Genomic DNA, 12,917 nt, shown 5'->3' on the forward strand with positions numbered 1-12,917 from the left:
TGAAGCGAGAATGCAGCTTGATTTAACGAAACATATAGCCCGCCGGTGCGCATTAGCCGCTTTCTCCGATCACGGTCTCTTTATATTTGCCCGGGGTGATGCCCTCGACTTTTTTGAATATGCGGATGAACGCGTTGATATCATTGTAGCCCACGCAACAAGCAGCCTCGCGCACGGATTGATTCTGCTCGCGCATCAGCTGCTTGGATTTCTCGATGCGCACTTTATTGATCGTGTCGAGCAGGCCCTCGCCAGCGTAATCTTTGAACAGCTTGGACAGATAAGTTGCTTTGCGGTCAAAATGGTTGCCGATCATCGTGACGTTCAGATTGGCGTCGGCGTAGTTGGCTTCGATGAAAGCCGTCACTTCATCGACCAGCTTCTGAAGCGCGCGCTGGCGGCTCTGCGCCATGTTGTGCTGGCGCTTGGCAGCGGTGAAGCCGCACACTTGCTGCAAGATCTCAAACACGTGCTGGCGCATCTCCGGAATGGATTTGCAGGCGAACAGCCGGTCCAACTGCTTCGGGTTGCGGATGAAGAAGCTCTCCTGCATGTCCCCGCTCTCGCTCAGCGTCTTCATCAGCGTAGAGACGAGGTTGAGCATCAAATATTTGGCCATCGACAGAGAAATGCCCGGACGAGATAGGTTCCTGTCCAGAATGTCAGAGACGATGCCCTGCGCCTTCTCTAACTCGCCCAGCTTCACAGCGCCGATGAGCTGCTGCTCGGCCTGATCCGGGTAGTAGTAATCGTTCTCGGCATCCTGCCCCTGCTCCTGCTGCAGGTCGTCATAGGATAGAACATCGTGGCGGCCCATAACGAGCTTGTACTCCATCGCATCCAGCGCCTCGATAAAAGCACGGGAAGCATGAGAGATGTGCTCATGAATGCGGCTGATGGAGATGGTGAGCCGGATCGCGTAGGTTTCAAGCAGAAACGATTGCGCTTGCTGGGCGATGCGGATCAGCTCTTGCTTGGCACCGCCTTCGGCGCTCGCTCGCACATTGATCAAGCAGGCGATGGAATCATCAATTTCGGCGGCATACCCGCGATGATCCCGGGCCAGCAATTCCTCGATCACATTCATCATAATAAAATGCAGCAGCTTCCATTTATCTCCATCTTGCATGCCTGTGATGCGGTCGAAAAAAGTTTGGCTCTCTTCCACGACAAGCAGCATAACGGCAAAATCGTTCGTAACTAGCTGCATATTGAACGTAGTCAGCGCTTCATCAATCGGCACCTGGCTGTCGAGCTTGCCCCGCAGCAGCTTCACAATGAAGTTCGAGCGGACAATGTGGCGCTGCTGCTCCATCATCAGTTTCAGCTTGTCCATCTCCAGGAAGGTGCTGTCCAGCGCTTCCTGAATAAAGCGGAATTCATTGAATCGCTTGCGGCTCGTATCGGCCTGCTTGTTTGAAAAGGCTTCCACAAGTTGCCGTACAGGGTGGTAATTGCGGCGCAAGAAGAAAACGGTCAGCAAGCTGCCACCGAGAAGGCTGATCAGCATGGACATATAGGTCAAGTTGCGCAGATGCTCGGCTTTGCTCCAATATAAGCTGCTGGGAATCATAGAAACATATCTCAGCTTGGAACCGGGAGATTGAATGTTGAACACTTCGTATTGTTCACCATGCTGCCCGGAATAATAGAAATTGGACGACGTGTTCAATTGCTCGAAAGGAAAGTCGCTTGGGATGGACAGGTCCGAGCTCGAAACAAGCAGTTGATTTTCCTCATTTAAAATAAACACATGACCCTTGTTGAAAATTTCCACATTCTGAATGGCGCCGAGGAGGCGGGCTTGATCGATCATGATCACATTGGTTGCGACCGGCTTGTCTGCTTCTTGCGGGTAGGTGCTGATGTAGGCGATTGTCTTCTCCACTTTGTTGTCTTCATTAATGCGAACCATCGGGATGTAGCCTTTAAAATTGGTGCTGGTGATGATAGAATTCCAATCGGAGAATGAAAAGGTATCGCTTTTATGCAAAGTTTGATAAGCAAATGCCGTCGTTCTGACCGTACCTGGCAGAATGACCGAGCTGTCCGCATTCAAATATACATAAAAGAGGTCGACAAGCGGATAGGAGGCTTTGTAGAGTTTAAAATCCTGGGCAAGCTGGTAAACATCATAAGTATATTCCTTGGAAAAAGTTTGGTATTTATTGGAATACAGCAGTTCCTGCACGCCGACATTCCAAGTCATTTCGACATTGAGCTGTTCCATGGCATGCAGCTGATTATCCATCACTTCACGGATTTGCCGCAATAAGGAATCGTTGGCCTGATGAATCTCTTCCCTTAACGATTTGCTGGACTCAAAGTATAAGAGAAGACCGATGACGATTGGCAGCAAAAGAACAAAAATGTAAGAGAGCAGCCATGTTAAAATAATACTTTGTCTATTAAACACCACAATTTTTCGCAATAGAAAACTCCTTCTCCATAAAGATAGAGTCTATGAACAGCTACGGTGTCTGTGTTATCCATTCGTTACCTATTATTTTATGTGGTTCATGGCGGCTCCGTCAACGGCAAAAAGCAGCATTTTGGATGCTGCTAGCATGCTGCCAGGATTAGGCTATGACGAGGCTAAGACTCTGCTTCTTCGATGGGCTTAAAGCGGTTTTTTCCGAAAAATACAAGGAATAGGCACGAGATCAGCGTGTAGACAACGGCTGTGATGCAAAAGGCGTAAGCATAGCCGTAATAAGGGCCATAGTGATAGACAAGACCCGTGCTGACAGGGGAGGCGAGAAACCACCCCAAATTAAAAACGGCTTCCCCGGAGCTGGAGGCGAGTCCGCGCATAGAGCGGTGCACATAGCTCATTTTGATCGAGTTATAGAAGGGATTGGCTGCATTCATTAGCGCCTGCCGGAACAAATAGCCGACGGACGACAGGTGAAAATTGGCAGAGAAGGCCGTGATCAGCAGAAACGGAATCGAGCTCAGCTGCAGATAGACGACGGATTTCACTTCGCCGAAGCGCTTGACGATCATGGGCCCGATCAAGAAAGCAACAGCCGTTGCCCCCTGGCCAAGCGCGACGATGATGCCGATCGCTGTTTTGGAGGCTTCGAATCGGTCTTCGAAGTAAACATTCAAGTAAGGCACGATCATCCCACCGGCTGTTGAGGACAGCAAGCCGAGCAGAACGAAGATGCCAATGACCTGCAGGGAGGTCCTATGTACCGTCCACATTTGCTTCCATTGCAGGCGTTCGCGCTGGGAGCGCACTTCCTGCTCCGATTTCTCGAACATGAACATCGGGATGACACCCAAGGCGGCGAAGCCGGCACCGATCAGCAGCGTAACGCGCAAGCTCAGAATCTCTTCCAAGCCGAAGCTGAAGTGGAAAAAGTCGCACAGCGCCCCGCCGAGGGCAATCCCGACGACGTTCGCCACCATCACCAGCGCCATGTTGAAGCTGAATAAGTGCACGCGCTGCTGAGGCGAAGAGTTGTTGGCCATGAAGGGTAAAATGGTGGCGGACACGACCGCGAGCGCCGCTCCTCCGAGGAAGGAGGAGATGAGCATGCCGTGCTGGTCGGCAATCAGCGATCGCGCAACGAGAGCAGCGATAACGCAGAATAGACCGAATGAGATCACGCGCTTGGGTCCGAATCTATCATTCATCATCCCGGCGGGGATTAATATAATCGCAGCGGCCAGCGAGCTCATGCCTACGATGCTTCCGACCATCGTCTGGTCATAACCGAGGCTTTTTACATACAAATTGTACACAAGTCCGAACATGCCCAGGCCCAAGTTCCATACAAAATTGAATCCGAAAAATAATAGAATATTCCGACTGTACCCTTGAAATTGCTCTTTCCATTCATAAAGTAAATTTGCCACCGGAGCTCCTGCCTTTATGTCTCGTAGAAGTATGTGTCTAAATTGTAAACCATTCCTCCATTCTACCACTGGTAAATAAAAACTGCCATCCTAAAGACTTGATATTCATTGTGATCTGTATAATAATTAGTAGTCTAATCAACGAACGAGGGAGAACAGTTTGCAATGTCTACATCTACATCAACGATTACAGAAGAAAAGAAACAAGAGCTAGAACAGATTGAGATTTGGAAATGTAAAGAGGCAGACTGTAAAGCATGGGTTCGCAAAGAATTCGTTACGGAAGCTCAACCAAGCTGCCCGCTGTGCAAAAATCCGATGATTCGCAGTTACAAGCACGTACCGGTAGCGACGAAAAAAGGAAACAAGAAGTTTCTGATGGGCAAAAGAAGATTCTAGTAGAACGGACGAAGATGGATGATAAGTCCATAGCGAATACAATATGGTTGTTGCCATAAGTTAACCCGCCACACCCCGCTTGCCAAGCGGAGAGGGCGGGTTTTTTGTACTTCCGATTGGCGATTCTGCAATGGGAATTGGACGCATAACATGGTGGAGAGGGGGAATGTCCATGAATTGGTCCGAGCTGAATATGTCGGAAGATAGCGTCAAAGTGTTCCAGGAGCTGATCGAACGCAAGGAGAAGTTGGAGAGCAGCAAAAGATTCCGTGTCATCTACTTAGTGTTCACGGGCTGTCTGGCGCTGTTCTTTGCTTATAGTTTTTATCGCACTGTCATGGTCGGTTCCGGCGGGAATACGATGGCGATGCTCGATGCACTTTTCTCCGACAAAAAGATGCTGTACACGCTGGCGCTAAGTGTGGCTGCTATGCTTTTCACCAAAAACGTATTGTACCGGGTCGAGAAAGCGAAGAAGAAATATGATACACTGCGCGAGGAAACGATCGATCGGCTCGAATATTCATGGTCTTTCCATATGAGCCAGGAAATGCGGGACCAGCTTTCCAGTTACATGAAAGAAAGGCATGACATCAATCTGCGGTATAAGGGCTGAACTCCTCGCTTGCGGGGAGTTTTTTGCTTGCGTTCCCGCTCTGCAGCGCAGGCTTTGAAACTATTAATTGACCTGTGTATAATTAATTCTCGGAGGCAGCAGGAGACGTGACACATGGCAGCGAAACTGTTACTATGAACAGCATCTTGCCGGATGCTGCATCTCTTGCGCCGTGATGCGCAGATAACGAACAAGGATGGTGCAATTCGATGAGCTATCGGATCGAGAAGGACTTTTTAGGTGAAAAGCAAGTGCCTGCGGAAGCGTATTATGGCATCCAGACGATGCGTGCAATCGAGAATTTCCCGATTACAGGCGTGAAGATACATGAAGAACTGATTACAGCACTGGCGGAAGTGAAACAAGCATGCGCACAAGCCAACATGGATACACATATGCTGCCTAAAAGAATCGGCGAGCCTATGGTTGCCGCTGCTGAAGAGATTCGTCAAGGCGCGCTGCTCGACCAATTCATCGTGGACTCTATTCAGGGCGGAGCCGGCACCTCGATCAATATGAATATGAACGAAGTTCTTGCCAACCGTACGCTGGAGCTGATGGGCGAGTTGAAAGGCAATTACTTCCATTGCAACCCGAATAACCACGTAAATATGTCGCAATCGACGAATGACGTGATACCGACTGCGATTAAGATCGCCGCGTTCCGTTTGACCGGGCAGTTACTTACTGCTATGAAAACGCTTCATTCTGCGTTCGTGCGTAAGGAATCGGAGTTTGACGATGTGATCAAAATGGGAAGAACGCATTTGCAGGATGCGGTACCGATCCGCATGGGCCAAGAGTTCGGCGCTTACGCCCGTGTCTTGGCGCGCGACATCAAACGAATCGACCTTGCTTCGCAGGGGCTGCTTACGGTTAACATGGGCGCAACCGCCGTGGGAACAGGCCTGAACGCCAAGCCGGAATACGTGGACAGCGTCATTCGCCATCTGAAAAGCCAAACGGAGCTGCCAATCGAGCTCGCCGAGCATCTGGTCGATGCGACGCAAAATATGGATGCCTATACCGAGCTGTCTGCAGCGCTGAAAGTGTGTGCGGTCAACTTGTCCAAGATTTGCAACGACATCCGTTTGATGGCATCCGGCCCCCGCGTCGGTCTGGGCGAACTTAAGCTGCCGCCAAGACAGCCGGGCTCTTCCATTATGCCGGGCAAAGTCAATCCGGTGATGGCCGAAGTCGTGAACCAAGTGGCGTTCCAGGTGATCGGCAACGATCATACAATTTGCTTGGCTTGCGAAGCCGGGCAATTCGAGCTTAACGTGATGGGCCCTGTTATCGCGTTCAATCTGCTGCAGTCGCTCAAAATTATGCGCAACGCAGCGGAAGTGTTTGAGCGTTTCGCCGTGGAAGGCATGGAAGCGGACCGCGAGCGCTGCAGCACGTATGTAGAGCAAAGCTTCGGCATCGTGACAGCGCTGAATCCGCATCTCGGCTACGAAGTTGCGGCAGGCTTGGTGAAAGAAGCGATCCGCACCGGGTTGTCGCTCAAAGAGCTGATCCTGGAGAAGGGCCTTCTGACGCCGGAGGAGATTGAAGAGATTCTCAACCCGATTCAAATGACAACACCGGGCATCGCAGGTGAAAGACTGCTGCAGCCTACGGAATAAGTTTTATTACATAAAATCCCTTTTCGTCGGTCGATGAAGAGGGATTTTATGTTATTCATGACTTGGAATTGGATTTAGGCTGAAACATTTTTATGTGGATTATTAAGGGGAGCAGCCTGATGGAAGTCAATTGGCTGATACGATCGCAGCGTAGAGCTGCATTGGCGGCAGAAGGATGAATCCGTATTAGCTTTTATTCCTGGAGATGACGGCTTTTCCTTGGGTAATGTCATAGATGTGGGTGTTGGCGCTGCAACTGATGAAGGGTATTTGCAATGCTATGCAAAAAAAGAGTGAGCGCGCGCTCATTTGCCGACTTCGCGGAGCATGGAAGGAGAGGGGCTGATCGCTCCTATCATTTCTGGACCTCGGTCGCTTCTGGATTTGCGGTTCTGATCGGGGATATATCATCGATTGGCTGATGATCCATGCGCTTTTTATCTCAGCGCGCTCTTGAATGGCGTCAGCACTTGCATTGTATGGCGGTCCGTGAAATCGCGCTCAAACCGGTCTCTAGCTAGGATTCTCAATCAAGGAGCGGTTGTTAGGCAGACAGCTGGTCCTATCCAAAATAGCCATCATTTTTTTAGTTGATTCTTGTAAAAGCTTTTGCGATGGCAGGGGAACGCATTCGTAGGCTTGCGTCCAGGAATCTTTAAATGCTTTATTAAACAATTGGTCAAACTGTGTCTTGTTCATGGCCAACACTCCTCTTGATTTCGCAGTAACATCCAGAAATGCCTATTCCTGTTAGGTGAGGGATGACAAAATCCCGATATTTCACAAACATGTGAAATACAGTTATTTGATTTTTCCAGTTATATACTTATTATGATAAAGTTTGTCTCGATAGAGTTCATCACATAAAACGTGCAACTGAGCGCAAACTTATTTGCATAATGATGAAAAAAGGATTGCATCCTTAGCTAAAAGCTAATTATACAATCCTTTTTTTCTCTGGTAAAATAATACTAGATTAGAACCATTCTGTGCGAGGCTCTTGCGGTCTCTTCGCTTGTACCGCTTTGCTTACTGCGGAAAGCTCAGCTTTCGACAAGGAAAACGCATTCAATTGGGAAGCGTCGTGATTGCGTTTCATAGCATGTACAGCTTGTTGCAGCTGTGGGTTCAATTGGATTGTCATAGGGGTCACTCCCTTCATGAATAATATTACTGCAGCACTAGTATAGCAAATTATAGAAGAAAATAGGAGGATGTGGATGAGAAAAAAATTCATAATTGGTCTATTCGTGGCGATTTTTTTAGTTCTTCAAATATGGTGCTCGTCTACGACTCTCAAATATCCCTATAACGGGATTTATTTGAGTCTAAATGACCAGCAGATGTGGGTGATCAGCGAACTGGATCAGGACGGTGCCGCCAGCAAGCTGAGCATTCAGACAGGAGATCAGGTGCGGCTGGTTGATGGACAGCCCCCGGAGCTTGTCCCTAGTGTGATGAAATGGCGGGTCGTTGAAAAGGCGCACTCCATAGAGATTGAAAGAAACGGCGTTTTGCATGACGTCCGGATCGATAAAAAAAGCGATATCACCTATGATGTAGTTCCGCTTGTCGAGGAACTGGTGTGTCTATTCATGGCAGGCTACCTGTTGAAGAATATGCGGAGTTCCGGGGCGGCCCGGCTGCTGGCCATGGTCTTTTTGAACATGGCGCTGATCTATATGAGCCGAGGGGCGTCTGTCAGAGGAGATATGGTAGGGAAAATCATGATTGTCGATTTCCTCATGCTGATGCCGGTCATTTTTTTTCATTTTTTAATTGTCTTTTTCAAAGAAAAAGGGAAAATCGAGTGGTCGTCGCGAATATTAAAATATTTGTATACAATCGTCTTCATGGCTGCAGCAATAAGGATTCTATACTTATATCCACCTTTAACTTACATGCTTTACCATTATGACGGGGTATTTACATTAAGCTTCTTTATTATCGGTTTTCTACTGAATATGTCGATGCTGTCGATTCTTTATTTTAAGATCCGCAAAGAACAGTCCTACATGTCCAGTATTATCAAGAGCGTATGGTTATCGCTGGCTATTTCCTTTTTGCCATTGATCTGCTTTTCCATTTTACCGCAAATAGTAATCGGGCAACGAATTATTAACGCCGTATTTACAAGCGGATTAATTCTCATCTTTCCTATTTCATTTGCTTATTTAATTGCTTCTAACCAGTTGTTCGACATCCAGCTGATCTTCAGGCGATTATTGTTCGCTGCGCTCCTGGCGATTGCCCCTGTCAGCGTATTTACAGGCATTTTCGTGTTCAGTTTCCGGGATAATACGACGGAGAAGGAAGTTCTGTTTATTTTTATCGGATCGCTGAGCCTTGTCTCGATTGTGCTGTACGCCATGGAATACTTAACAACGCGGTTGGAGCCCTTTTTATTTCCCAGAAAATATATTTTGCAGTCGGCGTTAAAAAAGATTTCCAAAAATCTGGGGACCATCTCCAGCTTCCGTGAATTGAAGGAAATTATTCTTGTCGATATCGTGAATACCTTGCAGGTTATGGGGGGCGCGATTGTGTTTCAGTACAAAGATGGCGCAGAAATCATCTGCGAAGGGGATATTGATGAAGATGAGATTGAGCAGCTGCTCCATTCCGCAGCGCTAATTGGTCACCCGCTCTATTCATGTATGGAGATGAATCGGAACGAGGAGTACACTAGCTATTTGGTGATGACCCGCAAAAGAACGCATACGCTGCTTGGCAAAGAAGAGCTGCAGTGGCTAAGCTTAATTACCTCCTACTTGGAAGTCAGTATGGAGAACGTCTATCTCATTCGCAAGCTGAAGGTAAGGCTTCAACAACTAGCTTCCCAACTGCCGACGGAAACGACAGCGCAGGACGTGCAGTGGTTCCGCAAAATCATGTTTGAACTGCAGGAAGAGGAGCGGATCCGCATTGCTTCCGATCTGCATGATACGACGATGCAGGACTTGTTCTTCCTCAAACGAAAATTGGCCGCATTGGGCGAAAAAAATAAAGATAATCGCGATCAACTAGATCAAATGATCAATTTCGTCGAGTTGATTAATGCCAGCTTGCGCCAAAGCTGCTTCGAGTTAAATCCCCATCTGCTGAAAGAAATCGGTCTTACGCAGACGGTGAACATGTTTTTGGAGAAAGAGGCTTATGCGACGCCATTCAACTTGGCGTTTTCGGCCGAACATGCTCAGCCCCAAGTGATGATGGACTTGCCGACGCAGCGCCATATCTTCCGCATCGTGCAGGAGCTGCTTAATAATGCGAAGAAGCATTCGCAAGCGTCTAAGGTCTCATTTAAAATTGTCGAAACCTTGCACAGTTTTTGCCTGATCTATGAAGACGACGGCATCGGATTTGATGTGAACGAAATCAGGATGAAGGAGATTGGCGAGTCGGGCATGGGGATAGAGCAGATCAGAAGCAGAATTTTACACTTGGACGGAGAGCTTGAACAGATTGCTGAAAGCGGCAAAGGCACGAAGCTTATCATTACTATTCCCCATAAGGAGGTTATTTCAGCATGAGAGAGATCGTCAAAACACTTGTTGTTGATGATCATCCATTATTTGCTAATGCAACCAAAGCGCTGCTGAGCGAAATGGAAGAAATTGAAGTGGTAGGGGTTGTCCATAACGGTAAACAATGCATGGATCAGGTGGCGGCGCTGCAGCCAAGACTCGTCTTCCTGGACTATAACTTGCCGGATCAATCCGGTACTGAAGTCGCCGCACAAATTAAGAATCTTTATCCGGATATTCATGTCGTGATCTTCACCGGTATCGAATTGAATGATATATACAGCCGCTTAATCGAAATTAAAGTCAGCGGCGTTCTCTCCAAGGAGTCCAGCGCTCGAACGATCAAAAATATGGTTCATTGCATTTTGGATAATCACACGATGATTCCGCTCTCTTTTTACCATCATATTCAGGTGAATGGCGGCCTTCCGGCCAGCCAGTCTTCCATACTTCAGGAAGAGGAGATTCTCATGATGAACATGCTGGTTAAAGGCTCCACGCATGAGCAGATCGCTGATAAAATTCATATGAGCAAGCGGACCGTCGACAACTATTTGCGTAAAATTTACGATAAGCTAGGCGTGAAAACGCGGACAGAAGCGATGGAGAAGTTCATTAAGAGCAAATATTACTCCTAGGACTGGGGGCATCCAGGTTGGATTTGGCCATCAAGCAGCATATGTACCGGATCGTTGACGATTACATACATGTCGAGGACTTAAACCGGCTGTTGAAATCGTTCATTACAGACAAAGAGCAAGAAACGAGTGTGTGGGGGAAAATTACGATCACGACGCATCGCATGCTAGGCGGCAGCTCCTTGGATATTGAGCGGATCGCTGCGGCAACGGAGTTGATGATTCTGACGCTGGACATCGTCGATGACCTACAGGATCGGGATCAGGCCGACAAGCCTTGGATCCGTTGTCCGGAAGGCTATACGCTCAACGCCGTCTTGGCGATGATCATGGGGTTTATCGGGGATCTGGGGAAAGTCGGGCTGCCGGCAAGCGCGTTTGCGGAGATCAGCCAGATCGTCACCAGAGCCGTGAATGGGCAGCAAAAAGATATGAACGACTCGGTCGTGACCGGCGATGACTACCTGTTGATGGTGCAGGAGAAATCAGGCTCTGTGTTCCGTCTGGCCTGCTACATGGGATGCGCTGCGCTGACGTGTTCGGAAGCTACCCTGGGGCAGCTGCAAGAGTTAGCTGATTGCATCGGCTTGCTGCACCAGATTCAAAATGACGTTCGCGATGTTGTGCGTTTCGATGTGAAAAGCGATGTGCTGGGCAGGAAGCGGACGCTGCCTGTGCTGTATCTGCTCGCTATTGAGGATGCGGCGTTTGACTCTATCAAAGACTACTATGCGGGGCGGATTACAGCTGATGTCCTGCTGGCGCAGCAAGAGCAGCTGGTGCAGATCATTGAAAACTCCGGCTGCATGGAGTACGCCAGGGTCGTTCAATCGGTCTGTGTGCAAAAAGCAGAAGAAATCTACGGCAGCCTGCATGCGGCAGCTCCGTGGAAAGAGCAGTTTAAGGAGCTTACTTTTGGCTCCTTTTGTGAAGTTTAAAAGGCGGTGTCCTGGGGACACCGCCTTTTTCTCGAAACTAAAACGCCCAATTACCCTTGCGGAAAATGGGCTCAATCCCCCCGTCGGCCAGCTCGCCGTCGATGTCCATCTCTGCCGAGCCGATCATGAAGTCGACATGGATCAGGCTGTCGTTCAGCCCGGCCTGCGCTTGCTCTTCCTTGCTCATAGCAGATCCGCCTTCGACGCATGTCGGGAATGCCCGGCCCAAAGCCAGATGATTCGAAGCGTTCTCATCGAACAGCGTGTTAAAGAAGATCAGGTTCGAATTCGAAATCGGCGAATCATGCGGTACGAGCGCGATTTCCCCGAGGAAATGAGCACCTTCATCCATCTCAATCATCGTTTTCAGCGCTTCGTAACCTTGCTCGGCTTCATAAGCCACCACACGGCCATTCTCAAATGTCAGCGAAAAGTTGTTGATTAAATTGCCTTGATAACTCAACGGCTTCGTACTGCGCACCTTGCCCTGAGTGCCTAGACGGTGCGGCGAGATGAACACTTCCTCCGTCGGAATGTTCGGATTGAAGTCGAAGTCGCCGGTTGTGTTCGTCGCGGAGCCGCCGCGCCAAACATGGTTGTGCGGAAGCTCGACAGTGAGCTCCGTTCCTGGCGCGCGGTAATGCAGCTTGCGATACTGCTTGCCGTTGAGCTGCTCCCGTTTGCTGCGCAGTGTGGCGTTATGCGCATGCCAAGTTTCCACGGGGCTGTCCTGATCCGTGCGGGTTGCCTGGAAGATCGCGTCCCACAAGGCGTTGACCGCGGCGTTCTCATCCAGATGGGGGAACACTTTTGCCGCCCATGCCGGGGAAGGAGCAGCCAGGATCGACCAAGTCATGTGATAGGAGCCCATGCTCTCTCTCCATTTGGCCAACAGCGGTCCTGCAGCTTTGGAATAAGCGGCGATCCGCTTGGTATCGACATCTTTGAGCAGCTCAGGATCGCTCGATTCAATGAGCAAGTACGCGCCATTATTGTCGGCGAGATCACCCAGCGCCTGCGCGCGCCAAGTCGGATATTCATGGAAGGCTTCGTCCGGAGCCAGCTTGTATTTGATTTGGGTGCAGATCTCGTCCTGCCATTCGATATGTACGTGTTTGGCGCCTGCTTCGTAAGCTTTCTGGGCAATGTAGCGAACGAGCTGGGGCTGATGAATCGGTGCATGGATCCACAACGTTTGCCCTGGTTGAATATTCAATCCGATGCGGACGGCGAGCTCGGCGTATTTCTGCAAATTTGTTTGAAAATCCATCTTAATTCTCCCTTCAATCATAAAAATTGTGAGCAAC

General features: G+C 49.1%; 11 protein-coding genes. 6 read left to right on the plus strand and 5 right to left on the minus strand.

Translation table 11 applies throughout. The annotated features are described in order from the left end of the window. Nucleotides 1-52 precede the first annotated feature (52 nt). The gene (locus tag O9139_RS13060) at nt 53-2,431 is read right to left on the minus strand and encodes a helix-turn-helix domain-containing protein (protein ID WP_270879922.1); all 2,379 of its coding nucleotides are present in this window, start codon (nt 2,429-2,431) and stop codon (nt 53-55) included. Nucleotides 2,432-2,595: 164 nt separating this feature from the next. Next, nucleotides 2,596-3,864, minus strand: coding sequence for an MFS transporter (locus tag O9139_RS13065; protein WP_270879923.1), 1,269 nt, complete (start codon nt 3,862-3,864; stop codon nt 2,596-2,598). 165 nt (nt 3,865-4,029) lie between these two features. Here O9139_RS13065 and O9139_RS13070 point away from each other — a divergent pair, with 165 nt between their 5' ends. The 3 genes from O9139_RS13070 (at nt 4,030) to aspA (ending at nt 6,507) form a co-directional block, all read left to right on the plus strand. Beyond that, complete coding sequence (locus O9139_RS13070; RefSeq protein ID WP_270879924.1) at nt 4,030-4,263, plus strand: cold-inducible protein YdjO-related protein; 234 nt, start codon at nt 4,030-4,032, stop codon at nt 4,261-4,263. Nucleotides 4,264-4,435: 172 nt separating this feature from the next. Continuing rightward, nucleotides 4,436-4,879: a DUF2663 family protein gene (locus O9139_RS13075; protein ID WP_270879925.1), complete on the plus strand. Its 444-nt coding sequence runs from the start codon at nt 4,436-4,438 to the stop codon at nt 4,877-4,879. 209 nt (nt 4,880-5,088) lie between these two features. Next, entirely contained in the window at nt 5,089-6,507 is a 1,419-nt protein-coding gene (gene aspA, locus O9139_RS13080; RefSeq protein ID WP_270879926.1) for an aspartate ammonia-lyase, read from the plus strand. Between the two features lie 513 nt (nt 6,508-7,020). On the opposite strand, the gene O9139_RS13085 is transcribed toward aspA, so the two are convergent. Together O9139_RS13085 and O9139_RS13090 are read right to left on the minus strand one after the other, a co-directional pair. Continuing rightward, on the minus strand, nt 7,021-7,206 hold the full coding sequence (locus tag O9139_RS13085; protein ID WP_270879927.1) for a hypothetical protein: 186 nt from the start codon (nt 7,204-7,206) through the stop codon (nt 7,021-7,023). 277 nt (nt 7,207-7,483) lie between these two features. Then, entirely contained in the window at nt 7,484-7,651 is a 168-nt protein-coding gene (locus tag O9139_RS13090; protein ID WP_270879928.1) for a hypothetical protein, read from the minus strand. A gap of 76 nt (nt 7,652-7,727) precedes the next feature. Here O9139_RS13090 and O9139_RS13095 point away from each other — a divergent pair, with 76 nt between their 5' ends. Genes O9139_RS13095 through O9139_RS13105 form a run of 3 tightly spaced genes read left to right on the plus strand, consistent with a single transcriptional unit; the run spans nt 7,728 to nt 11,610 of the window. Beyond that, on the plus strand, nt 7,728-10,040 hold the full coding sequence (locus tag O9139_RS13095; protein WP_270879929.1) for a sensor histidine kinase: 2,313 nt from the start codon (nt 7,728-7,730) through the stop codon (nt 10,038-10,040). Continuing rightward, nucleotides 10,037-10,672 (plus strand): response regulator transcription factor, encoded by a 636-nt coding sequence (locus tag O9139_RS13100; RefSeq protein ID WP_270879930.1) that lies wholly within the window; start codon nt 10,037-10,039, stop codon nt 10,670-10,672. Before O9139_RS13095 ends, O9139_RS13100 begins: the two co-directional genes overlap by 4 nt. Nucleotides 10,673-10,689: 17 nt before the next feature. Next, complete coding sequence (locus O9139_RS13105) at nt 10,690-11,610, plus strand: polyprenyl synthetase family protein (protein ID WP_270879931.1); 921 nt, start codon at nt 10,690-10,692, stop codon at nt 11,608-11,610. A 37-nt stretch (nt 11,611-11,647) separates the two neighbouring features. Here O9139_RS13105 and O9139_RS13110 read toward each other — a convergent pair whose 3' ends face one another. Beyond that, complete coding sequence (locus O9139_RS13110) at nt 11,648-12,880, minus strand: aminopeptidase (RefSeq protein ID WP_270879932.1); 1,233 nt, start codon at nt 12,878-12,880, stop codon at nt 11,648-11,650. Between the last annotated feature and the right edge of the window lie 37 nt (nt 12,881-12,917).

Source organism: Paenibacillus aestuarii (genome assembly GCF_027789125.1).
GTDB lineage: Bacteria > Bacillota > Bacilli > Paenibacillales > NBRC-103111 > Paenibacillus_E > Paenibacillus_E aestuarii.